Annotated in this window: 23 protein-coding genes; 19 read left to right on the plus strand and 4 right to left on the minus strand. The window is 56.9% G+C overall.

Annotated features, from left to right (window positions below):
* Positions 1-134: 134 nt before the first annotated feature.
* Positions 135-3,671: a ribonuclease E gene (gene rne / locus QLG07_RS00990; RefSeq protein WP_282468243.1), complete on the minus strand. Its 3,537-nt coding sequence runs from the start codon at positions 3,669-3,671 to the stop codon at positions 135-137.
* 615 nt (positions 3,672-4,286) lie between these two features.
* Here rne and rluC point away from each other — a divergent pair.
* Positions 4,287-5,249 carry a 23S rRNA pseudouridine(955/2504/2580) synthase RluC gene (gene rluC / locus QLG07_RS00995; RefSeq protein ID WP_048916399.1) on the plus strand — a complete coding sequence of 321 codons (963 nt, stop codon included), beginning with the start codon at positions 4,287-4,289 and terminating at the stop codon, positions 5,247-5,249.
* Positions 5,250-5,300: 51 nt separating this feature from the next.
* Here rluC and QLG07_RS01000 read toward each other — a convergent pair whose 3' ends face one another.
* Positions 5,301-5,882, minus strand: a complete 582-nt coding sequence (locus QLG07_RS01000) for a nucleoside triphosphate pyrophosphatase (RefSeq protein WP_282468244.1) — start codon at positions 5,880-5,882, stop codon at positions 5,301-5,303.
* 142 nt (positions 5,883-6,024) lie between these two features.
* On the opposite strand from QLG07_RS01000, the gene yceD reads away from it, so the two are divergent.
* From yceD to ptsG, 14 genes are all read left to right on the plus strand, one after another.
* Positions 6,025-6,546, plus strand: a complete 522-nt coding sequence (yceD, locus tag QLG07_RS01005) for a 23S rRNA accumulation protein YceD (protein WP_133623949.1) — start codon at positions 6,025-6,027, stop codon at positions 6,544-6,546.
* Positions 6,547-6,560: 14 nt separating this feature from the next.
* The gene (gene rpmF, locus QLG07_RS01010) at positions 6,561-6,731 is read left to right on the plus strand and encodes a 50S ribosomal protein L32 (protein ID WP_003849870.1); all 171 of its coding nucleotides are present in this window, start codon (positions 6,561-6,563) and stop codon (positions 6,729-6,731) included.
* Between the two features lie 22 nt (positions 6,732-6,753).
* Positions 6,754-7,788: a phosphate acyltransferase PlsX gene (plsX, locus tag QLG07_RS01015; RefSeq protein ID WP_187496987.1), complete on the plus strand. Its 1,035-nt coding sequence runs from the start codon at positions 6,754-6,756 to the stop codon at positions 7,786-7,788.
* Positions 7,789-7,794: 6 nt separating this feature from the next.
* Positions 7,795-8,748 carry a beta-ketoacyl-ACP synthase III gene (locus QLG07_RS01020; protein WP_048916395.1) on the plus strand — a complete coding sequence of 318 codons (954 nt, stop codon included), beginning with the start codon at positions 7,795-7,797 and terminating at the stop codon, positions 8,746-8,748.
* Between the two features lie 61 nt (positions 8,749-8,809).
* Positions 8,810-9,739 (plus strand): ACP S-malonyltransferase, encoded by a 930-nt coding sequence (gene fabD / locus QLG07_RS01025; RefSeq protein WP_282468245.1) that lies wholly within the window; start codon positions 8,810-8,812, stop codon positions 9,737-9,739.
* A 12-nt stretch (positions 9,740-9,751) separates the two neighbouring features.
* Positions 9,752-10,486, plus strand: a complete 735-nt coding sequence (gene fabG, locus QLG07_RS01030) for a 3-oxoacyl-ACP reductase FabG (RefSeq protein WP_048916392.1) — start codon at positions 9,752-9,754, stop codon at positions 10,484-10,486.
* 152 nt (positions 10,487-10,638) lie between these two features.
* A complete protein-coding gene (acpP, locus tag QLG07_RS01035) occupies positions 10,639-10,875 on the plus strand; it encodes an acyl carrier protein (protein WP_048916391.1) in 237 nt (78 codons plus the stop codon).
* 88 nt (positions 10,876-10,963) lie between these two features.
* Entirely contained in the window at positions 10,964-12,205 is a 1,242-nt protein-coding gene (gene fabF, locus QLG07_RS01040; protein WP_187496985.1) for a beta-ketoacyl-ACP synthase II, read from the plus strand.
* Positions 12,206-12,357: 152 nt separating this feature from the next.
* Positions 12,358-13,158: an aminodeoxychorismate lyase gene (gene pabC, locus QLG07_RS01045; RefSeq protein WP_230049067.1), complete on the plus strand. Its 801-nt coding sequence runs from the start codon at positions 12,358-12,360 to the stop codon at positions 13,156-13,158.
* Between the two features lie 12 nt (positions 13,159-13,170).
* A complete protein-coding gene (yceG, locus tag QLG07_RS01050) occupies positions 13,171-14,196 on the plus strand; it encodes a cell division protein YceG (RefSeq protein WP_282468246.1) in 1,026 nt (341 codons plus the stop codon).
* On the plus strand, positions 14,186-14,818 hold the full coding sequence (tmk, locus tag QLG07_RS01055) for a dTMP kinase (RefSeq protein WP_099753396.1): 633 nt from the start codon (positions 14,186-14,188) through the stop codon (positions 14,816-14,818). Before yceG ends, tmk begins: the two co-directional genes overlap by 11 nt.
* Positions 14,815-15,813: a DNA polymerase III subunit delta' gene (gene holB / locus QLG07_RS01060; RefSeq protein WP_048916386.1), complete on the plus strand. Its 999-nt coding sequence runs from the start codon at positions 14,815-14,817 to the stop codon at positions 15,811-15,813. Before tmk ends, holB begins: the two co-directional genes overlap by 4 nt.
* An 11-nt stretch (positions 15,814-15,824) precedes the next feature.
* The gene (locus tag QLG07_RS01065) at positions 15,825-16,616 is read left to right on the plus strand and encodes a metal-dependent hydrolase (protein WP_099753398.1); all 792 of its coding nucleotides are present in this window, start codon (positions 15,825-15,827) and stop codon (positions 16,614-16,616) included.
* A gap of 313 nt (positions 16,617-16,929) precedes the next feature.
* The gene (gene ptsG, locus QLG07_RS01070; protein WP_048916384.1) at positions 16,930-18,363 is read left to right on the plus strand and encodes a PTS glucose transporter subunit IIBC; all 1,434 of its coding nucleotides are present in this window, start codon (positions 16,930-16,932) and stop codon (positions 18,361-18,363) included.
* A gap of 117 nt (positions 18,364-18,480) precedes the next feature.
* Here ptsG and QLG07_RS01075 read toward each other — a convergent pair whose 3' ends face one another.
* Both QLG07_RS01075 and QLG07_RS01080 read right to left on the minus strand, forming a co-directional pair.
* Positions 18,481-19,620 (minus strand): glycoside hydrolase family 88 protein, encoded by a 1,140-nt coding sequence (locus QLG07_RS01075; RefSeq protein ID WP_133625088.1) that lies wholly within the window; start codon positions 19,618-19,620, stop codon positions 18,481-18,483.
* Positions 19,601-21,208 (minus strand): MFS transporter, encoded by a 1,608-nt coding sequence (locus QLG07_RS01080; RefSeq protein ID WP_282468247.1) that lies wholly within the window; start codon positions 21,206-21,208, stop codon positions 19,601-19,603. The genes QLG07_RS01075 and QLG07_RS01080 overlap by 20 nt, the downstream gene beginning before the upstream one ends.
* A gap of 366 nt (positions 21,209-21,574) precedes the next feature.
* Here QLG07_RS01080 and hinT point away from each other — a divergent pair, with 366 nt between their 5' ends.
* From hinT to thiK, 4 genes are read left to right on the plus strand one after another with little or no spacing between them, the layout of a single operon-like run.
* Positions 21,575-21,925 (plus strand): purine nucleoside phosphoramidase, encoded by a 351-nt coding sequence (gene hinT / locus QLG07_RS01085; protein WP_048916381.1) that lies wholly within the window; start codon positions 21,575-21,577, stop codon positions 21,923-21,925.
* Positions 21,926-21,951: 26 nt separating this feature from the next.
* Positions 21,952-22,320 (plus strand): DUF1425 domain-containing protein, encoded by a 369-nt coding sequence (locus tag QLG07_RS01090; RefSeq protein WP_099753402.1) that lies wholly within the window; start codon positions 21,952-21,954, stop codon positions 22,318-22,320.
* 10 nt (positions 22,321-22,330) lie between these two features.
* Positions 22,331-22,933, plus strand: coding sequence for a penicillin-binding protein activator LpoB (gene lpoB / locus QLG07_RS01095; protein ID WP_282468248.1), 603 nt, complete (start codon positions 22,331-22,333; stop codon positions 22,931-22,933).
* Entirely contained in the window at positions 22,917-23,765 is an 849-nt protein-coding gene (thiK, locus tag QLG07_RS01100) for a thiamine kinase (RefSeq protein WP_282468249.1), read from the plus strand. The genes lpoB and thiK overlap by 17 nt, the downstream gene beginning before the upstream one ends.
* Positions 23,766-23,778: the final 13 nt, after the last annotated feature.

The following is a 23,778-nucleotide window of genomic DNA, read 5'->3' on the forward strand; positions in this document are numbered from 1 at the left end:
TGCGCTGAGCGGGCGGTTGCCGGCGGTGTGCGAGCAGGCGATAGACGACATTATGCGGGTATGGGATTCACTGGCCGTTCAGGCATAAAAAAAGCCCCGGTCATCAGACCGGGGCTTTTTACTCAGCGGGACAGTTACGGACGCGTTGCCGGAGCCGTCGCCTGATGAGTGGCAGCATGACCGCCTGCGGAGCCTTTACCTTCAAAGTTGAAGTCAGGGCGCACCCAGTCGCTTTGGCGAGCAGGTTCTGGCTGGTAAGCCGGAGCCGGCGCTTTAGTCATTGGCGCGGTAGCATGGTGCTTGAAGCTGCTCTGCGCTGGCGCAGCAACGGCGGCAACGGCCGGCTCGTCACGTGCCGGAACCGGTGCGTGCGGCTCGCTGATGGCAGCTGGCTGCTCAGCGGCAGCTTCTGGTGCGTGCAGCACTTCGGCAACCTGCTGTTCAACTTCCGGGCTAACGTCAGCGACAGTTTCATGCGCCAGTTCGCTGGCCGCTTCAGTAACCTGAGGCTGTTCAGCGTGCTGGGCTTCTTCCACCATTTCTGCCACGGCATCAACCGCTTCGAAAGCTGGCGCAGGCTGCGCCGGGACCGCTTCGGCTGCCGTTTCCTGTGCAACAACTTCGTCAGCGCTGGAGATCACCGCCGGCTCTTCGTTCACCGCAGCATCGATAGCTGAAGTGTCCGCCGCTTCCACCGGAGCAATCTCCGGCTGCATTTCCGGCTGTGGTTCTGCGATATGCACAGGTTCAGCTTCTGATACCGGCACCGCTGGCGTTTCCGCAACCGGGGCTTCTGCCACGGCTGCCGGTGCAGTCACTTCCGCCGGAGCCGCTACTTCAGCAGGGGCCTCAACCGCAGCAGGGGCTTCAACCGCAGCAGGTGCTTCGATAGCCGCAACGGTTTCAACAGCGGCAACGGCGGCAGCGGTTTCCACGGCGGCAGGTTCTGCCACATCGGCGTGACCGTAAGCGGGAACCACAGACTGATGCTCAGCATGAGTTTCGTGATCGTTAGCCTGCGCAACCGGATAGGAGACCCACACTTTCCCGGATGCCATCTCTGGCGATGCAGCAGCGTTAGCCAGCGGCATTGGGGATTGTGTTGGGTAACGCTCATCACGGTAACGACGACGACGCTGACCGCTGACGCGCAGGTGGCGCGGCGAACGGCGTGAACGGCGCGGCATGTTGTTGCTTTCGCGATCTTCGCTGTCATCGGCTTCAGCTGCAGCTGGCTCATTCACCGCAGCTGCTGGTGCAGCGGTTTGCGGTTCGAATGAACGCGCGGCAGTCTGCTCGGCGGTTTCGATACGCACTTTCTGATTCAGCTGGCGCGGTTTACGGCGCGGCATCACCTGTACGTTCTCTTCCTGCGCATCCTGATTTTCATCTACCGCGGCGACGATCGGTTCAACAATTGCCTCTTCCTGCACAACCGGGCGTTTTTCTTCCTGGTTCTGAGACGGGCGACGACGCTGACGTTCCTGACGCGGCTGCGGCTGTGAAGGCTCGCTGCGCTCGAATTCGTCCGGCACCATGCGCTCGCTGCGTGAGTCGTTCTGCTGCGAGTTGCGTTTGTTATTGTTGCGACGGTTGTTATCACGGCCTTCACGCGCTTCATTGTTACGCTCGCGCGGGGCACGATCGTTACGTTCAGTACGCTCGCCATTGCGATCCGCATTACGATCGTTACGCTCTGCGTTACGGTCGTTATTACGCTCACCACCGCGCTCGTTGCGCTCACCGCTACGTTCGCTGCGGTCACCGTAACGCTCATTGCGCTCGCCGTTGCGGTCACCATTACGGTCGCGACGGTTATTCTGGCGGCGATTGTTGCGGCGTTCACCACGCGGTGCAGCAGCTTCTGGCGCTTTCTCTTCTACCACCGGCTGTACTGGCTGCGCGGGCGGTTTCTCTTCAGCGGCAAACATTTTCTTCAGCCCGCTGAAGAAGCGGCTCATCAGGCCCGGCTGAGCGGGGGCCGCAGGGGCTTTCGCTTCCGGTTTCGCAGGGGCGGCAGGGGCAACAGCTGCGGTAACTTCTTCTACCGGCGCCGGTGGTGCATCTGGCATCACGAAGGCCGCCAGAGCGGGCTGTTCAGGGCGCTTACGCTCTGAATGCTCTTCCTCAGACGGCAGGGCCATTTCGGCTTCGTGCAGCTTCGGCAGATGGTAGCTCAGGGTCTGAGTCTCTTCGCCGTTACGCACGCGCAGCACGGAGTAGTGCGGAGTCTGCATCTGATCGTTTGGCACGATGATAGCTTTGACGCCACCCTGACGTTTCTCGATGGCGCTGACCGCTTCGCGCTTCTCGTTCAGCAGGTATGACGCTACCTGGACTGGAACAATCGCGTGAACTTCTTTGGTGTTCTCTTTCAGCGCTTCTTCTTCAATCAGACGCAGGATAGAGAGCGCCAGCGATTCGTTATCACGGATGGTGCCGGTACCGCTACAGCGTGGGCACACGTGATGGCTGGATTCACCCAGTGACGGGCTGAGACGCTGACGCGACATTTCCAGCAGGCCGAAGCGTGAAATATGGCTAATCTGAATACGCGCACGATCCTGGCGAACCGCTTCACGCAGGCGGTTTTCAACCGCACGCTGGTGACGTACCGGGGTCATATCGATAAAGTCGATAACGATCAGGCCGCCGAGGTCGCGCAGGCGCAGCTGGCGGGCGATTTCGTCAGCCGCTTCCAAGTTGGTGTTGAAGGCGGTCTCTTCGATGTCGCCGCCGCGGGTTGCGCGCGCGGAGTTGATATCGATAGCGGTCAGGGCTTCAGTGGTGTCGATAACAATCGAGCCGCCGGAAGGCAGACGCACTTCACGCTGGAAAGCGGACTCGATCTGCGACTCAATCTGATAGTGGCTGAACAGCGGGATTTCACCGGTGTACAGTTTAATTTTGCTGCTGAAATCCGGGCGGCCCAGTGCGGCGATATGCTGGCGCGCCAGTTCGAGCACTTTCGGGTTGTCGATCAGGATTTCGCCGATGTCCTGGCGCAGATAGTCACGGAAAGCACGCACAATCACGTTGCTCTCCTGGTGGATCAGGAACGGGGCAGGGCGGCTGTCAGCGGCTTTCTTTATGGCGTCCCAGTGCTTCAGGCGGAAACTGAGGTCCCACTGCAGCGCATCGGCCTGCTTGCCAACGCCCGCAGTACGCACGATCAGGCCCATGCCGTCTGGTAACTCAAGAGCCGAAAGGGCTTCTTTCAGTTCGGTGCGGTCGTCACCCTCGATGCGGCGTGAAATCCCGCCTGCACGTGGGTTATTCGGCATCAGGACCAGATAGCTGCCTGCCAGGCTGATAAAGGTGGTCAGGGCAGCACCCTTGTTACCACGTTCTTCTTTATCAATCTGTACGATCACTTCCTGGCCTTCACGCAGTACGTCCTTAATATTCGGGCGGCCGTGTGCGTTGTAGTTAGCAGGGAAGTATTCGCGGGAGATTTCTTTCAGAGGTAGGAAACCGTGTCTTTCAGCGCCGTAGTCAACAAATGCGGCTTCCAGACTGGGTTCAATGCGGGTGATCTTGCCTTTATAGATGTTGGCTTTTTTCTGTTCGTGTCCAGGGCTTTCAATATCCAGATCGTACAGACGTTGTCCGTCCACGAGGGCAACACGCAACTCTTCCTGCTGAGTTGCGTTTATCAGCATTCTTTTCATCGTAACTTACTCATTATTCTTACATTAGTGACAAAGCTGCGGGCAAAGTAACGCTGGACGTGAAAGACCGATGACCCCGTGTCTCATCGCAAAGCCGTCAACCTCACGGATGTCGGCTGCTCTTGGGGCGCAAATACTCGGTAGCCTGTTTTACATATGGAAAAACAGCGCTTTGATAGGGAGAACCGCCAGTATAATACCAGGTGAACCAATCCCGTTTTCGTCCAGGCTGCAACCCGCAGCCCGCTAAATGCCTGATTGCACAATACGTCTTACGCCATTGCTGCGTGTATGGGCTATCCGGCAAAATTTCGTATTACACCCTTATCTTTCAACTGCCATATAAAGGAAGGCTGAAAGCTATCGGGTAAACGCTTTTTTCTCGCATTCACAAGTCTTAGCGTCAAAACGGAAACATTATTCCATTGCTAAGCGGGTGATCGCAAGATGACTTTCTCCGCGTTGAGAAGTTTCTCTCAGCTTTTAGAGCGAATTGCAGTGCTTTTCAGCAGATCGTCTAAAAACCGATCATAACCTTCTGCGAAACCGTCCAACTCAGTTAAGCACAGAAAAAGAGGTGGCGCTATCACAGCGCACTATTTAGAATCGCCAACCATGAAAACCAATACTCCAGCCGTACATTTTATTGCTATTTCTGCCGATGAGGCAGGACAGCGCATCGATAACTTTTTGCGCACCCAACTAAAAGGGGTGCCGAAGAGCATGATTTATCGCATTTTGCGTAAGGGCGAAGTGCGGGTGAACAAAAAACGCATCAAGCCTGAATACAAGCTTGAGGCCGGGGATGAGGTGCGTATTCCGCCGGTGCGCGTGGCTGAACGTGAAGAAGAGAACGTGTCGCCGAAGCTGACCAAGGTGGCTGCGCTGGAAGGCGCGATTGTTTATGAAGATGACCATATTCTGGTGATGAACAAGCCTTCCGGTACCGCGGTTCACGGCGGCAGCGGTCTGAGCTTTGGCGTGATTGAAGGCCTGCGCGCGCTGCGCCCGGAGGCCCGCTTCCTTGAATTGGTGCATCGCCTGGACCGCGATACGTCCGGCATTCTGCTGGTGGCGAAGAAGCGCTCGGCGCTGCGCTCGCTGCACGAGCAGCTGCGGGAAAAGGGCATGCAGAAAGATTATCTGGCGCTGGTACGCGGGCAGTGGCCTTCGCACGTGAAGGCGGTGCGGGCGCCATTGATGAAAAATATTCTGCAAAGCGGCGAGCGCATCGTCAAAGTGAACAGCGAAGGTAAGCCGTCCGAGACGCTGTTTAAAGTGGAAGAGCGCTACGCAATAGCAACGCTGGTGAAAGCCAGCCCGGTTACCGGGCGTACTCATCAGATCCGTGTGCATACGCTCCATGCCGGGCATCCGATTGCGTTTGACGATCGCTATGGTGAGGCCGAGTTTGACATGCAGCTGAGCGGCACCGGGCTTAAACGCCTGTTTCTGCATGCTGCAGCGCTGCGCTTCACCCATCCAGCAAGCGGCGAAGTGATGCGCGTGGAAGCACCACTGGACGACCAGCTCAAGCGCTGCCTGGATATCCTGCGGAAGCAGTACCCGGCAACGTAACCTGTTATTTAACGGGGTCAGGCATGCCTGACCCGCATCACCGTCGCGCTATCATCCTAGCGGATTCACCCCTGCCTTTCTTAACATCTCACACAGCGCTATCAGCGGCAGCCCGACCAGCGTATTGGGGTCGCGCCCCGATAAACGGTCAAATAGCGTGATGCCCAGCCCCTCACTTTTAAAACTGCCTGCGCAGTTTAGCGGCTGTTCTTTGCCAACATATGCCGCAATTTCACTGTCGCTTAATTCACGGAAATCAACGCTGAATGGCTCACAGATAAGTTGCGTTGTTCCTTCGCGGCTGTCGTGCAGTGCCAGGCCGGTGTAAAACACCACGCTGTGCCCGCTGGCGGCACGCAGCTGGGCGTGGGCATTCTCCTCGGTATGCGGTTTGCCGCAAATTTTGCCCGCGACCACGCAGACCTGATCTGAGCCGATAATCAGGTGATCGGGGTATGCAGCCGCCAGTGCCAGAGCTTTCGCTGCCGCAAGGCGGGCCACCAAATCTGTCGCGGATTCCCCGGCGAGCGGGGTTTCATCAACCTCCGGTGCCGCAGTGATAAACGGCAGCTGAAGCTTGGTGAGCAGCGCCTTTCGGTAGGTGGACGTAGAGGCTAAAACCAGTTGGCGCATAATTTTTTCCAGAATATATAGCGAATCGGTGGCAGGCATTTTAAACTATGCGCCGCACAGGATGCGAATCATGGCTGAAAGATGCCGTTTTACGGCCTTTTTCTTTGACTCTATGTCGTTACAAAGTTAATATGCGCGCCCTATGCAAAAGGTAAAATTACCCCTGACTCTCGATGCGGTCCGAACCGCTCAAAAACGCCTGGACTACCAGGGTGTTTACACCCCTGAACAGGTTGAGCGTATCGCCGACTCGGTGGTTAGCGTGGACAGTGATGTTGAATGTGTGATGTCGTTTGCGATTGACGAACAGCGCCTGGCGGTACTGAAAGGTACGGCTGAAGTTTCTGTGACGCTGTGCTGCCAACGCTGCAATCAGACATTCCCGCATCATGTCCACGTATCGTACTGTTTCAGCCCGGTCGTCACTGACGAACAGGCCGAAGCATTGCCGGAAGCGTACGAGCCGATCAACGTCAACGAGTTTGGCGAAACCGATCTGCTGGCATTGGTTGAGGATGAAATCATTCTCGCCCTGCCTGTCGTTCCGGTGCATGATTCTGAACACTGTGAAGTGTCCGAGGCGGACATGGTCTTTGGCAAGTTGCCTGCAGAGGCAGAAAAACCAAACCCATTTGCCGTATTAGCCAGTTTAAAGCGTAAGTAATAGGAGTAAGGTCCATGGCCGTACAACAGAATAAACCAACCCGTTCCAAGCGTGGCATGCGTCGTTCACACGATGCCCTGACCACTGCAGCTCTTTCCGTAGACAAAGTTTCTGGCGAAACTCATCTGCGTCACCACATCACTGCGGATGGTTACTACCGCGGTCGCAAGGTCATCGTTAAGTAATTCCGCGGCTAGCGGAGCTATTTTGACACGATTGACCCTGGCGATAGATGCCATGGGCGGGGACTTCGGTCCCTGCGTGACAGTGCCTGCATCACTGCAGGCACTGGCATCTAACCCACATCTGCATCTTCTATTAGTCGGCGATCCCGACAAAATCACGTCATTACTTACCACAGCTGATTCTGCCCTCAGGGCGCGTCTGCAGATTATTGCTGCCGAATCGGTTATTGCCAGTGATGACAGCCCTTCAAAGGCGATTCGCGCCAGCCGCGGGTCATCCATGCGAATGGCGCTGGAGCAGGTGAAAGAAGGGCAGGCTCAGGCCTGCATTAGCGCGGGCAATACCGGGGCGCTGATGGGGCTGGCCAAACTATTATTAAAACCGCTGGACGGCATTGACCGCCCGGCGTTAGTGACCGTGTTACCGCATCAGCAGCACGGCAAGACCGTGGTTCTGGATTTAGGCGCTAACGTCGATTCTGACAGTGCTATGCTGGTGCAGTTTGCTGTTATGGGTGCGGTAATGGCGGAAGAAGTGTTAGCCATTACGCGCCCAAGAGTGGCACTACTTAATATTGGTCAGGAAGAGACCAAAGGGTTGATTTCGATTCGCGATGCGTCAGCCAGGCTGCGTGAAACGCCAGAAATTAACTATATTGGATACCTCGAAGGCAACGATCTTCTTACCGGTAAGACAGACGTGCTTGTCTGCGACGGTTTCGTGGGCAATGTCACGCTGAAAACGATGGAAGGCGTGGTAAGAATGTTCCTTTCGCTGTTGAAATCACAGGGCGAAGGTAAAAAGACGGTCTGGTGGTTGCGAGTGCTGGGGCGCGTTCTACAAAAGCGCCTGACGAAGAAATTCGGCCATCTCAACCCCGACCAGTACAATGGCGCCTGTCTGTTAGGATTACGCGGCACCGTGATTAAGAGTCACGGTGCCGCGAATGAACGCGCATTTGCGGTGGCTATCCAACAGGCAGAGCAGGCGGTGCGGCGGCAAGTACCCGAGCGGATTGCTGCCCGCCTTCAAGCTGTATTACCTAAGAGTGACTGAGCGTACATGCATACGAAAATTATCGGTACGGGCAGCTATTTGCCCGAACAGGTGCGGACTAACGCCGATCTGGAAAAAATGGTGGATACGTCAGACGAGTGGATTGTCACTCGTACCGGTATCCGTGAACGTCGTATCGCCAGCCCGGATGAAACCGTGGCAACCATGGGTTTCCACGCCGCAGAACGTGCGCTGTCCATGGCCGGAATTGATAAGAACGACATTGGCCTGATCGTGGTTGCGACCACCTCCTCAAGTCACGCATTCCCAAGTTCCGCCTGCATGATCCAGCAAATGCTGGAGATTGATGATGCGGCATCTTTCGATCTGGCTGCCGCCTGCGCGGGTTTCACCTATGCGCTTAGCGTGGCCGACCAGTACATCAAAAACGGCGCAGTAAAACATGCCCTGGTGATCGGCGCTGACGTGCTGGCGCGCATGCTTGACCCTGAGGATCGCAGCACGATCATTCTGTTTGGTGATGGCGCAGGCGCAGTGGTACTGGGTGCCAGCGAAGAGCCGGGTATTATCTCGACTCACCTGCATGCCGATGGCCGCTATGGCCAGCTGCTGACCCTGTCAAATCAGGATCGTGAGCATCAGGATCAACCGTCCTATGTGACCATGGCGGGTAACGAAGTCTTTAAAGTCGCCGTGACCGAGCTGGCACATATCGTTGACGAAACCCTTCAGGCCAATAATCTTGACCGCAGCGCCATCGACTGGCTGGTGCCGCATCAGGCTAACCTGCGTATCATCAGCGCCACCGCCCGCAAGCTGGGTATGGATATGGATAAAGTGGTGGTGACGCTCGATCGTCATGGCAACACCTCGGCGGCCTCGGTGCCGACGGCGCTGGATGAAGCGGTGCGCGACGGTCGTATTCAACGCGGCCAGTTAATCCTGCTGGAAGCCTTTGGCGGCGGGTTCACCTGGGGTTCGGCGCTGGTGCGCTTCTGATTATCTTTTTTGATTAATAAGAATTTTATTAATAAGTCATCGCGACTAACAGGAAATCACAATGACGCAATTTGCAATGGTTTTCCCTGGACAGGGATCTCAGGCGCTGGGCATGCTGGCCGATTTGGCGAGCGAAAACAAGCTTGTGGAAGAAACCTTTAGTGAAGCCTCTGCTGTGCTCGGTTATGACCTCTGGCAGCTGGTTCAACAAGGACCTGCTGAAGAGTTGAACAAAACCTGGCAAACTCAGCCCGCTTTACTGGCCGCATCTGTTGCCATTTTCCGCGTTTGGCAGGAAAAAGGCGGAAAAGCGCCGTCAATGCTTGCAGGCCACAGCCTGGGTGAGTACAGTGCGCTGGTTTGTGCAGGTGTCATTGCTTTTGCCGATGCGATCAAGCTGGTTGAGCTGCGTGGCAGACTGATGCAGGAAGCCGTTCCTGAAGGAACGGGCGCGATGCAGGCCATTATTGGTCTGGACGATGCGTCTATCGCCAAAGCCTGTGAAGACGCTGCGCAGGGGCAGGTTGTTTCTCCGGTAAACTTTAACTCCCCTGGCCAGGTCGTGATTGCCGGCAACAAAGAAGCCGTTGAGCGTGCGGGTGCTGCCTGTAAGGCCGCCGGCGCTAAACGCGCGTTGCCACTGCCAGTGAGTGTACCGTCGCACTGCGCGCTGATGAAGCCCGCTGCGGATAAGCTGGCGGTAGCGCTGGAGCCACTTACCTTTAACGCCCCCGCCTTCCCGGTGGTGAATAACGTTGATGTGAAGTGCGAAACATCAGGCGAAGCGATTCGCAGTGCGCTGGTTCGCCAGCTGTACAGTCCGGTACGCTGGACAGAATGTGTAGAATTTATGGCTCAGCAGGGCGTCACTTCGCTGCTGGAAGTGGGCCCGGGTAAGGTTTTGACCGGGCTGACTAAACGTATTGTTGACACTCTGACGGCGGCGGCGGTAAACGACCAGGCCAGCCTGTCAGCGGCGCTTGAACAATAAACGAGGATGAACATGAACTTCGAAGGTAAAATCGCGCTGGTCACCGGTGCAAGCCGTGGAATTGGCCGTGCTATTGCAGAAACTCTGGTAGCTCGCGGTGCCAAAGTTGTGGGTACTGCAACCAGCCAAAGCGGTGCCGATGCTATCAGCGCCTATCTGGGTGATAACGGTAAAGGCCTGCTCCTGAACGTTACCGACTCAGCCTCGATTGAGAGCGTGTTGGAAAATATTCGTGCCGAATTTGGCGAAGTTGACATTTTAGTCAATAATGCAGGCATCACGCGTGATAATCTTCTGATGCGCATGAAGGACGATGAGTGGCAGGATATTCTGGACACCAATCTGACTTCCGTATTCCGCCTGTCGAAAGCGGTAATGCGTGCCATGATGAAAAAACGCGCGGGCCGAATTATTACCATTGGCTCCGTAGTTGGAACAATGGGTAATGCGGGCCAGGCAAACTACGCGGCAGCAAAAGCGGGTTTGATTGGCTTTAGCAAGTCACTGGCGCGTGAAATCGCGTCACGTGGCATTACCGTTAACGTCGTGGCACCCGGTTTCATTGAAACCGACATGACGCGTGCGCTGAGCGAAGATCAGCGTGCGGGCATTCTGGCGGAAGTGCCTGCAGGTCGCCTCGGCGGCGCGCAGGAAATCGCCAATGCCGTTGCATTTTTAGCCTCTGACGAGGCCGCGTACATCACTGGTGAAACGCTGCACGTCAACGGCGGAATGTATATGGTCTGATCATCACGAAAGTATTTGCGTTATTTGGGGTAAAAGCCGCAAAATAGCGTAAATCGTGGTCATACCAGCCGGGATTTAGTTGCATCTTTTTCAACATTTTATACACTACGAAAACCATCGCGAAAGCGAGTTTTGATAGGAAATTTAATAGTATGAGCACTATCGAAGAACGCGTTAAGAAAATCATTGGCGAGCAGCTGGGCGTTAAACAGGAAGAAGTTGTTAATACTGCCTCTTTTGTAGATGATCTGGGTGCTGATTCTCTTGATACCGTTGAGCTGGTAATGGCTCTGGAAGAAGAGTTCGATACCGAGATTCCGGACGAAGAAGCTGAGAAAATCACTACCGTTCAGGCTGCCATTGATTATATCAATTCAGCTCAGGCATAAGTGAACATCTCCAGGCGGTCATTCGACCGCCTGAGTTTTATCTGAACTTCCCACACAGTGTCAACTTTTCCCTCCCTGGAGGACGAACGTGTCTAAGCGTCGTGTAGTTGTGACTGGTCTTGGCATGTTATCTCCCGTCGGCAATACCGTAGAGTCCACCTGGAATGCTCTTGTTGCCGGTCAGAGTGGCATCAGCCTTATCGACCATTTTGATACTAGTGCCTACGCAACGCGTTTTGCTGGCTTAGTAAAAGATTTCAATTGTGATGAATTTATCTCGCGTAAAGATCAGCGCAAGATGGATGCTTTCATCCAATATGGCGTCGTCGCTGGCATTCAGGCCATGCACGATTCCGGCCTGGAGATCACCGAAGAAAACGCCGACCGTATTGGTGCCGCTATTGGTTCCGGTATTGGCGGGTTAGGTCTGATTGAAGAAAACCATGCCTCTCTGGTGAATGGTGGCCCGCGTAAAATCAGCCCGTTCTTTGTGCCTTCGACCATTGTGAACATGATTGCGGGTCATCTGACCATCATGTTCGGTATGAAAGGTCCTAGCATCTCTATCGCTACCGCCTGTACTTCCGGTGTGCATAACATCGGTCACGCTGCCCGTATCATCGCGTATAACGACGCGGATGTGATGCTGGCAGGCGGTGCTGAGAAAGCCAGTACCCCGCTCGGCGTCGGTGGATTCGGGGCGGCACGTGCGCTCTCAACCCGCAACGAAAACCCGCAGGCGGCAAGCCGCCCGTGGGATAAAGACCGTGACGGTTTCGTCCTCGGCGACGGAGCAGGGTTAGTGGTGCTGGAAGAGTATGAGCACGCGAAAAAACGCGGCGCGAAAATCTATGCAGAAGTCGTTGGTTTCGGCATGAGCAGCGATGCTTATCATATGACTTCGCCACCTGAAAATGGTGCAGGTGCCGCCCTGGCGATGGTTAATGCGTTGAAAGATGCACAGCTGTCTGCAGAGCAGATTGGTTATATCAATGCGCACGGTACTTCGACGCCGGCCGGTGATAAAGCCGAAGCTCAGGCGGTGAAATCCGTGTTTGGTGCTTCAGCGCAGAGCGTTATGGTCAGCTCGACCAAATCCATGACCGGGCATCTGCTCGGCGCGGCGGGGGCGGTGGAGTCTATCTTCACTATCCTTGCGCTGCGCGATCAGGTTATCCCACCCACCATCAATCTGGATAATCCGGATGAGGGTTGTGACCTGGATTTTGTCCCGCATACCGCACGTCAGGTGAAAGGTATGGAGTACAGCCTGTGTAACTCCTTCGGCTTTGGCGGAACTAACGGCTCGCTGATCTTCCGTAAAATCTGATCCTGCACGTACTTATCTAAGGCCCGCACCCAGCGGGCCTTTTTTATTTGTGGCCGTTGCGGGCCGGTTCTATACGCTTCATTACCTGGAATCAGATGATTCTGGCGCGCCGGACAGGTAATCTGTTCGGGTGAAAATTACGGAGAGCAAGCATGATGTGGGTGAATGGCCTGGCGCAGGAGAGCATTGACGCACGCGACCGTGCCGTGCAGTTTGGTGACGGCTGCTTTACGACCGCCCGTGTCCTGCACGGCAGTATGCTACGACCGCAAGCCCACCTCCAGCGGTTGCAACAGGCCTGCGAGCGCCTGAGGATCGCCGGGGTTGACTGGCAGCTCCTTGCGCAGGAAATCACGGCTATCGCCAGCACGATAGATGATGGCGTGCTGAAAGTGATTATTACGCGCGGTAGCGGCGGGCGTGGCTACAGCGCCAGCGGCTGCCAGCAGCCTGCTCGAATTATTTCACTCTCCGCCTGGCCCGCGCACTACCTCAGGTTGCGCCAGACCGGGGTGCGTCTGGCGCTCAGCACGGTCCGGTTGGGGAAAAATCCGCTACTGGCCGGGATAAAACACCTCAACCGCCTTGAGCAGGTGATGATCCGCACAGAGCTTGAGCAGACCGCCGCGGATGAGGCGCTGGTGCTTGACAGTGACGGCATGCTGGTGGAATGCTGTGCGGCAAATTTATTCTGGCGCGTGGGAAAACAGGTATTTACCCCCGATCTCAGCGCCTCCGGGGTGAATGGCATCCAGCGCCAGCAGGTGATGCAACAGGTCATCGCACTTGGTTATACCCTGAGCGAAGTGCGCCAGGGCTATGAGGTGTTGGCCGATGCGGAAGAAGTGCTGATTACCAACGCGCTGATGCCGATATTGCCGGTCAGCCAGATTGAGGCGTGGCGCTATACGTCACGCGACCTGTTCAGCCAGCTCAACCCTGATAATGAATGATGTGGAAACTTCATGACTAAAATCCGAAAGATACTCGTCGCGCTGCTGGCTATCGCCGTGCTGGCTGCCGCATTCAGCTACTGGAAAACGCATCAGTTTGCCGATTCCGCCCTGACCATTGACAGTGAAACTCTCTTTACGCTGCCGGCCGGTTCCGGGCGAGTGGTACTGGAAGCGCAGCTGGAATCAAAACACATTATCAGCAGCACGCCGTGGTTTGGGATGTTGTTGAAGCTGGAACCGGAGCTGTCGAAATTCAAAGCCGGCACCTACCGCTTTACGCCAGAAATGACCGTGCGTGAAATGCTGCAACTGCTGGCCAGCGGTAAAGAAGCGCAGTTCCCGCTGCGTTTTGTTGAAGGTACGCGCATGCAGGAGTGGCTGAGCCAGCTACGCAGCGCGCCCTACATCAAGCACACGCTGAGCGACGATAAGCTGGCGACGGTGGCCGCTGCGCTCAAGTTAGAGGGCGAGCAGCAGGGCGTGGAAGGCTGGTTCTATCCGGATACTTACCTGTATACCGCAAACACCACCGATGTGGCGCTGCTGAACCGCGCCCATGAGCGCATGGAAAAACGGGTGGATAGCGTCTGGCAGGGCAAAATGGATGATCTGCCGTATAAAAGCAAAAATGATATGCTGACCATGGCCTCAATTGTTGAGAAAGAGACGGCGGTGAGTGAAGAACGCAGTAAAGTGGCCTCGGTATTTATTAACCGGCTGCGCCTTGGTATGCGTCTGCAAACCGACCCAACCGTGATCTACGGGATGGGCGACAGCTATAAAGGCACCCTGACGCGTAAAGATCTGGAAACGCCAACCGCCTATAATACCTACACCATCAGCGGCCTGCCGCCAGGCCCGATTGCGATGCCGGGTAAGGCCTCCCTGGAAGCAGCAGCCCACCCAGAAAAGACCAACTTCCTCTATTTTGTCGCCGATGGGAAAGGGGGGCACACCTTTACGACTAACCTGGCGAGCCATAACAAAGCCGTGCAGGTGTATCGCCTCGCGCTGAAGGAAAAAAATGAACAGTAAATTTATCGTTATCGAAGGGCTGGAAGGCGCAGGAAAAACCACGGCACGCGATGCGATAGTCAGTGAACTGCAGCGCCACGGCATTAACGATATTGTTTTCACCCGCGAACCGGGCGGCACGCCGCTGGCCGAGAAACTGCGCGATTTAATCAAGCAGGGCATTGAGGGTGAGCAGGTCACTGACCAGGCCGAGCTGCTGATGCTGTACGCCGCACGCGTGCAGCTGGTGGAAAACGTGATTAAACCTGCGCTGGCACGCGGTGCATGGGTGGTGGGCGATCGTCACGATCTCTCCTCTCAGGCCTACCAGGGGGGCGGACGCGGTATGAACAGCGACCTGATGAGCAGCCTGAAGCAGGCCGTGCTGGGCGATTTCGCACCGGATTTGACCCTGTACCTTGACGTGACCCCGGAGATTGGCCTGCAGCGCGCGCGCGCGCGCGGTGAGCTCGACCGTATCGAACAGGAGTCGCTGAACTTCTTTACCCGCACGCGTGAGCGCTATCTTGCCCTGGCCGCCGCCGATAGCCGTATCCGCAGTGTGGATGCCACCCAGCCACTGGAACAGGTCAGCGCCGCGCTGAAGGCCACGCTCAACCAGTGGCTACAGGAACAGCAATGAACTGGTATCCGTGGCTGAACCACAGCTATCGCCAGATCCTCAGCCAGCACCAGGCACAGCGCGGGCATCATGCCCTGCTGATTCAGGCGCTGCCCGGTATGGGGGACGATGCGCTGGCCTGGGGCATCAGCCGCTGGCTGATGTGCAAACAGCCGGACGGACTGAAAAGCTGCGGCGAGTGCCACCCCTGCCAGCTAATGCAGGCGGGGACGCATCCGGACTGGTATCGGCTGGAAGCGGAGAAGGGCAAAAGTTCGCTCGGCATTGATGCGGTACGTAACGTGACCGAGAAGCTCTGGCACCACGCGCAGCAGGGCGGGGCAAAAGTCGTCTGGCTACCGGATGCCGGGCAGCTGACCGAAGCGGCGGCCAATGCTTTACTGAAAACGCTGGAGGAGCCGCCGAAGAATACCTGGTTTCTTCTCAGCAGCCGTGAACCGTCGCGCCTGCTGCCAACGCTGCGCAGCCGCTGCCTGTTGTGGCACCTCGCGCCGCCGGATGAAGCACAAAGCCTGCAGTGGCTGCATAAGCAGTGTGCCGCCGGGCTGAATGAGCGCACCGCTGCGCTGCGCCTTGCCTCCGGGGCACCGGCGGCCGCGCTTGAACTGCTGCAAGAAAAAACCTGGCAGCAGCGCCAGCAGGTTTGTCAGGCGTTGCCTGCCGCCCTGCAGGGCGATACGCTGGGCCTGCTGCCTGCACTTAACCATGATGACGCTGCACGGCGCATCGGCTGGCTCTGTTCGCTGCTGGTGGATGCCGTCAAGTGGCAACAGGGCGGCGGGCAATATATCAGCAATGTCGACCGCCAGGCTGAAGTGATTCACCTTGCCAGCCTGCTGCCCTCGGCGGCGATCGATGCCAGCCTGCGCCAGTGGATGCAGTGCCGCGATCGTCTGCTCAATGTGGTCGCGGTTAACCGCGAGCTGCTGCTAACCGAACAGCTGCTGAGCTGGGAAGCTATTGTTAAACCGGCTGCGGCCGCTTCACCGAATTAGAGAGTAATGCGATGTTTTTAGTCGATTCCCACTGCCATCTTGATGGCCTGAATTATGAAACCCTGCATCAGGACGTGTCCGACGTGCTGGCCAAGGCCGCCGCGCGCGATGTGAAATTTATGCTGGCAGTGGCGACCACGCTGCCGGGGTACAAGGCCATGGTTGACCTGATTGGCGAGCGGCCAAACGTGGCCTACTCCTGCGGTGTGCATCCGCTGAATCAGGAAGAGGAGTACGACTTCGCCGAGCTGCGCGCCCTGGCAGCCCATCCGCGCGTGGTGGCGATGGGGGAAACCGGGCTGGACTACTTTTACCAGAAAGAGACCAAAGCGCGTCAGCAGGCCTCCTTCCGCGAGCATATCCGCGTAGGGCGCGATCTGAACAAACCGGTGATCGTCCACACCCGCGATGCGCGTGAAGACACGCTGGCGATCCTGCAGGAAGAGAAGGCCGACGAGTGCGGTGGCGTGCTGCACTGCTTTACCGAAGATCGTGAGACGGCCGAAAAGCTGTTAGATATGGGCTTTTACATCTCGTTCTCCGGCATTGCCACTTTCCGTAACGCGGAGCAGATCCGTGACGCGGCGCGCTACGTTCCGCTCGACCGCATGCTGGTCGAAACCGACTCGCCTTATCTGGCCCCGGTGCCGCATCGTGGTAAAGAAAACCAGCCGGCTTACACGCGCGATGTGGCGGAATATATGGCAGTGGTCAAAGGGGTGAGTATTGAAGAGATGGCCCAGGCCACTACGGAAAACTTCTCACGCCTGTTCCACGTCCCCATGTCGCGCCTCGCCGATTAATGATTGAGCAGCGATTTCTTTTATAGCTCGTAATTAATAGGCAGAAGTCGTAAAGTGCAGCGCCATAAAAGGTTGCTGCACTTTTTTTGTGCCGGAAAACGGCCCTTTTTTGCCGGAGTCTTCTAAAGAAATGGCCCACGTTCAACGAAACGTGATAGCCATCAAACAAATTTTAACGGATTTATTTTACTCTTCGTAATAAATACCGAGAGCGCAAAGCGCTCCACCCGCAGCGGGACCTCCCCCCTCTGCAACGCAGGCCGATCTCTCAGCCTGCGATAAAAAAAGCACTCATACTCAGGAGCTTTACACTATGTTCAAAAATGCATTTGCGAACCTGCAAAAGGTCGGTAAATCGCTGATGTTGCCCGTATCGGTTCTGCCGATCGCGGGTATTCTGCTGGGCGTTGGTTCTGCCAACTTCAGCTGGCTGCCTCTGGTAGTTTCACACGTTATGGCGGAAGCCGGTGGTTCGGTGTTCGCCAACATGCCGCTGATTTTTGCTATTGGTGTGGCGCTGGGCTTCACCAATAACGACGGCGTTTCAGCACTGGCGGCCGTAGTGGCCTACGGTATTATGGTGAAAACCATGGCCGTGGTCGCCCCGCTGGTATTACATCTGCCAGCCGAAGAAATTGCGGCGAAACACCTGGCGGACACCGGGGTACTGGGCGGTATTATTGCCGGTTCCATCGCCGCGTATATGTTTAACCGCTTCTACCGCATCAAGTTGCCTGAGTATCTGGGCTTCTTCGCCGGTAAACGCTTTGTGCCGATTATCTCCGGTTTCACCGCCATCTTCCTCGGCGTGATCCTCTCCTTTATCTGGCCACCGGTCGGTACCGCCATCCAGACGTTCTCACAGTGGGCGGCTTATCAGAACCCGGTTGTGGCCTTTGGTATCTATGGGGTGGTTGAGCGCTCGCTGGTGCCGTTTGGTCTGCATCATATCTGGAACGTACCTTTCCAGATGCAGATCGGTGAATACACCAACGCCGCGGGCCAGGTGTTCCATGGCGATATCCCTCGCTACATGGCGGGTGACCCGACTGCGGGCATGCTGTCCGGCGGCTTCCTGTTCAAAATGTATGGCCTGCCAGCGGCGGCTATCGCCATCTGGCACTCAGCGAAACCTGAGAACCGCGCAAAAGTGGGCGGCATCATGATCTCCGCTGCGCTGACCTCGTTCCTGACCGGGATTACCGAACCGATCGAGTTCTCGTTCATGTTCGTTGCGCCAATCCTGTATGCCATCCACGCTATCCTGGCGGGCCTGGCCTTCCCAATCGCTATCCTGTTAGGCATGCGTGACGGCACCAGCTTCTCACACGGTCTGATCGACTTTATCGTGCTGAGCGGCAACAGCAGCCGCATCTGGCTGTTCCCTATTGTCGGGGTGGTTTACGCGCTGGTTTACTACACCGTGTTCCGCGTGCTGATTGTCAAACTGAACCTGAAAACCCCTGGCCGTGAAGATACCGCCAGCGAGCAGAGCACCAGTTCAGCCAGCGAAATGGCCGGTAACCTGGTGGCGGCATTTGGTGGCAAAGAGAACATCACCAACCTCGATGCCTGCATCACCCGTCTGCGCGTGAGCGTTGCCGACGTCGCAAAAGTTGACCAGGCTGGCCTGAAGAAACTGGGCGCTGCGGGGGTGGTTGTGGCAGGTTCCGGCGTTCAGGCAATTTTCGGCACTAAGTCCGATAACCTGAAAACCGAAATGGATGACTACATCCGTAACATGTAATTCATGACGTGAGTCGGGGACGGGCAATGCCCGTCCTTTTTTTATCTCATTCCTGACGCAATCGGTAGGGGACGGGCATGCCCGTCCCTTTTTTTTATCTACAGCTCGATGAAGCGGCTACAAATAGACCCGCAGATACTCCGTCAGGCACAGCAGCGCCATCGCCTGGCCGTAAGGCATCGAGGTCAGCGGTACCTGGCGATAGTAGTCGAGGTCGTTGCCCATCGCGGTGCCGAATGAGACCTGCGTCAGCTCGCCAGCATCATTAATGCGCTCAATCACTCCCTGTAACGCCCGTTCCGCCACCGGCGTATAGTCGCGGCTGATATAGCGTTTGCGTATCGCTTTCAGTATCCCGTAGGCAAACCCGGCGGTAGCGGAGGCTTCCAGATACGAGTCGCTGTCGTCGAGCAGCGTATGCCACAGCCCGCTTTCATGCTGGCACTGCGCCAGCGCCCTGACCTGAGTCTCCAGCACCTGCAACAGATAGCGGCGCGTGGCGTGCTGTTCCGGCCAGTTCATCAGCTCAATAAAATCGGGGATGGCAATCGTCAGCCAGCTATTGCCACGCGCCCAGCGCGCTTCGGCAAAATTGTGCTGGCCGTCGAAGGTCCAGCCGTGGAACCACAGGCCGCTCTTACGATCCATCAGATACTGGGTGTGCAGCAGGAACTGGTAGGTGGCTTCCTCGACGAATTCGGGGCGGTTCAGCAGCTGGCCGATCTTTGCCAGCGGCATCACGCTCATCATCAGCGTATCATCCCACATCTGCTGGTGGTTCTCATTGTTATAAACCAGATGCTGAATGCCGTGATGTTCGGTGCGCGGCATCTCATACATCACCCACTCCGCCCAGCGCTCCAGCACCGGCAGCAGCGTCGGGTCGCGCGTCTCCTCATAGCGGCAGGCCAGCGTCAGAAACGGGCAGGCGGTGTTGACGTTTTTGGTCGGCGTGCCTTCTGCCAGCCGGGCGCGGAACCAGTCGTCAATACGTTGCAGCGTCAGCGGGTCCCCGGTCTGCTGGTAATAGTGATACATGCCGTACAGCCCGATGCCGTGCGTCCACTCCCAGCCCGCCCAGCCTTTGGTGTCAATCACCCGGCCATCGTCAAGGCGCAGCAGAAACTCGCCGCTTTCGTCGGTAATGCTCACCAGATTGTCGCTGACGCGGGCAATCAGTTTGCTCAGTTCGGGCTTAGGCAGCAGGAATTCGGGCTGGCGCAGCAGCGCGCTGTACTTAACCGGGTAGACTGTCATCATGGTGCTCCTGAGGTCGGATAGCAGGGAAGGTGGGCGCCTGCGGCAGCATTGCTGCCGGAGGTTTATTACGGTTGAGGTAGCCAATATTGTTATTACCCCACAGATTTTCATAGGCCATGCCGGTCAGCGTCTCGACGGTGGCGCGTGCCTGCGCGCTTAACTGCTGAGGTACCGGCCCATCAGCCGCGCGCATTTTCAGCGTCTCTTCGCGCAGCGTGCGGTGCGTGTGCAGGTTGAGCTTAAAGCGCAGTGAGATAACAAAGCCGCAGGTCAGTATTGCCAGCGTGCCGACGCTGAGGATAAAGATAATCGTATGGCTGACCTGCGGCAGCTGCTCTGACCTGCCGGAGACAAAGCCGGAAAGCTGCAGCACGATACCCACCACCATCACGGCACCTGCCTGCGAGGCTTTGCGCGTCAGCGTCATGATGCCGGCAAAAATCCCCTCGCGGCGCTGGCCGGTAATCGCCTCATCGACATCGGCAATGTAGGTGTAAATGTTCCACGGGATGTAATTAATGCCGCCGCGACCCAGCCCGGCCACTGCAGAGATCAGCACCAGCAGCGCCAGGCTGTTGCTCATTCCGGCATACCACAGCAGCGCATAAGAGAGGGAGCTGGCGGCGAACAGCGCCACCACCAGGCGGTAAGCCGGGGCCGGGCCGATACGAATGCACAGCGGGATCATGCCGATCACCGCAATAAACTGCAGAACCGCCATGGTGCCCATCAGATTGGCAGCCAGCTGCGCACCCTGCATCAGCACAAACACCACGTACCAGGTAAACACCGCGTTAAACACGTCCTGCGCAATATAGCCGCCGAGATACATCCCCAGATGCTGGCGGAAGATACGAATGCGCAGCGTGGAAGCCAGTTCCACATACAGCCGTTGCAGGCTCTGACGCAGGTTAAGCTGCTGTTTCTCCGCCATGGCACGCTGCGACTCGGCCGACAGGGCATCTGCCGGGCGCTCCCAGGTGAACGCCCACACCAGTATCAGCACGATGGCGCACAGGGTGGAGAACACCAGGCTGGCATAGAAAAATGACACCGCATTGTCCTTGCCGAAAATCCCCAGCAGAATGCCGGGCAGAAACGCGGCGAGGATGGTTGAGAGCTGGGCCAGTGCGATGCGCGCGCCGGAAAAGCGGGTTTTCTGCTTAAAATCGTCGGTCATTTCCGGTACCAGGGTTTCATACGGCACCAGCACCATGGTGTAGACGATATCAAACGCCAGGTAGGTCAGCAGATACCACAGATAGCTCATCTCACCGACCCACATCAGGCTGTAGCTGAATACGCCGGGAATACCGAGCAGGATGAAGAATTTACGGCGGCCAAAGCGTTTTCCCAGCCGGGTGGTACCGAAGTTGTCGGTGAGAAACCCCATCAACGGACTGATCGCCGCATCCAGCACGCGGGCAAGGGCAAAGATAAAAGTCGCTTCAATCGGCGTCATGCCGCAGAAGGTGGTATAGAAATAGAGCAGCCAGGCGGCAGTCAGCGCCGTGGTCCCGGCACCGAGGAAATCCCCGGAGCCGTAGGCAAGGTAATTCACCAGTCCGATCTTGCGAGTGTGCATCAGGAAAGCTCCTTTGCTGTAGGGTGGCTTCAACCACGTATTCCGGACAACTCAGACGGATGGTGGAAAAGTAGAGTGTTCCCAACCATTCAACCTTGTCGTTTTTGCCAGCAAATTGAGCAGAGTGGCAAAATCACCGTGATTACCTTGCGGCATCTCTAAATTTATAAAACAGTGTTTCGTTTTTATCGAAAATGGCAATTCATTGTGCGAAGCGTCACGCAAAAATAATTTTTTGACGGGCGGGCGGGGGCATAACGTCGTAAAGCCGTGCGATTAGCGAAAGAAAAGTCAGTTGCAGGTTGAAAGAAAAGGATTCTCTCGCTCATACTGCGGTAACTTATATTACGCTCAAGGACATGCAGCATGGCTGAAGAAACCATTTTCAGTAAAATCATCCGCCGTGAGATCCCGGCCGACATCATTTTTCAGGATGAGCTGGTTACCGCATTTCGCGATATCTCCCCGCAGGCACCGACGCATATTCTGATTGTGCCGAATATTTTAATCCCTACCGCCAATGATGTTGGCGCCGCGCATGAAGCTGCGCTGGGGCGCATGATGACGGTTGCGGCGAAAATCGCTAAAGATCAGGGCATCGCCGAAGATGGCTATCGCCTGATCATGAACTGCAATAAGCACGGGGGTCAGGAGGTGTATCACATCCACCTGCACCTGCTCGGCGGCCGTCCTTTAGGCCCAATGCTGGCGTCCTGAACGCCAACGACTACGGACACAAATCTATGCGGGCAAGCGTAACGGCACTCACGTTACTGGTAGCGTTAGCCGGATGCAGCAGCGAGCGCACCACCATCAATACCTCACAGTCGTTAGTGATGGAGTCGGCCGTGCTGTCGGCGGGCATTACCACCGATGAACCGAATATTGGCGAAAGGGAAGGGCAGCAGCGCGCCACCACCGTGCTGTTTAATCAGCAGGAAAAGCCGGTTCAGGTCACTTATCGCTTCTACTGGTATGATGATAAAGGGTTAGAGATCTTACCTTTTGAACGCCCGCGCACGGTGACAGTACCCGCGCATGGTAAAGCCGACATCTCATCCCAAACCGGTAATCTGACGGCGAGCAAAGTTCGTCTCTACCTGTATCTGTAAGGAGTTAAGTGTGAACAGGAATATCTTTAAGCTCTCAGGCGTGCTGCTACTGGCGCTGATTCTGAGCGGCTGTATCAACAATCAACAGCAGCAGCAGCCTGAGCAACCCGCCAAGGTTGAGCCCGTGCAGCCGCCGGTAACCGTGCCGGAGCAGCCAAAACCGGAACCGGGCCAGAACGTACCGCAGCCGCCAAAAATGCAGACCATCAACTGGCCTGCCAGCGTATCACCGCTGGTGGCGCAGATGCTGAAAGCAGACGGCGTCACGGCGGGCAGCGTACTGCTGGTGGATAACGTGAAGAACAGCACTAACGGCAGCCTGCAGAGCGCGAAAGCGACCGCGGCGCTGCAAAGCTCGCTGGCGAACAACGCGCAGTTTACCCTCGTCACCTCGCAGCAGCTGGCGGTAGCGAAACAGACGCTGGAGCTCTCCGCAGAGGACAGTCTGGTGTCGCGCAGCAAAGCGATTGGCCTGGCGCGCTATGTCGGCGCCCAGTACGTGCTGTACAGCAATGCCGAAGGTGACGTGAAGTCACCGACGCTGCAGATGCAGCTGATGCTGGTGCAGACCGGCGAAATCATCTGGTCAGGCAGCGGTGCCGTCCAGCACTGATCCCGCGCTCGACAGGCTGATCGGGCAACAGTTTCCGGCGGCGAGTGCCGCCGGTTCCTTTTCTGCGCTCAGCGGATTGAGCGGCTACAGCGTGCAGGTCTCGCTGGGCGATCGCAAATTTCTGGCACGGCGGGCAGCCAGCGGGCAGACCATGCCGGGGGTTGACCGCCAGCGCGAATATCGTCTGCTGCGTAAACTGGCCGCCAGTGGCCTGACGCCTGGCGTACACGGCAGGAATAGCGACTGGCTGCTGCTGGGGTGGCAGCCAGGCGAAGTGCTGAGCGCCGGGCAGCTGGACAGCTGGCTGGAGGGGCTGGTGGATGAGGTTGTCAGCTTACATCACCAGCCGCTGAGCGGTTATCGCCTGCAGCTGATGCCGCTGCTGATGGATTACTGGCAGCGCAGCCAGCCGCAGCGCCGCACCGTTCAGTGGCTGCGCGCGCTGCGGCAGCTGCAGCGTCAGGGTCAACCGCATCCGCTGCGGCTGGCGGTGCTGCATATGGATCTCCACTGCGGAAATCTGGTCGCCGAAGGCAGCCGGCTGCGCTTTATTGACTGGGAGTACGCAGCGGATGGCGATGTGGCGCTGGAGCTGGCCGCCATCATCAGCGCCAATGGGCTGGACGGCGCGCAGCAACAGCGGCTTATTACCCGTTATGCGACGCGTCAGCAGCTGAGCATTGACGCGCTGAGCGGCCAGATCCAGCGCTGGCAGCCGTGGCTGTCTCTGCTGGCGACCAGCTGGTACGAGCTGCGGGCGCAGCAGAGCGGTGAACAACATTTTTATACGCTGGCAGCAGAAGGCTGGCAGCAACGACAGAACAAGAGGTGAAGTGTGGGACCGG

The organism is Erwinia sp. V90_4, assembly GCF_029967685.1.
Taxonomy (GTDB): domain Bacteria; phylum Pseudomonadota; class Gammaproteobacteria; order Enterobacterales; family Enterobacteriaceae; genus Erwinia; species Erwinia aphidicola.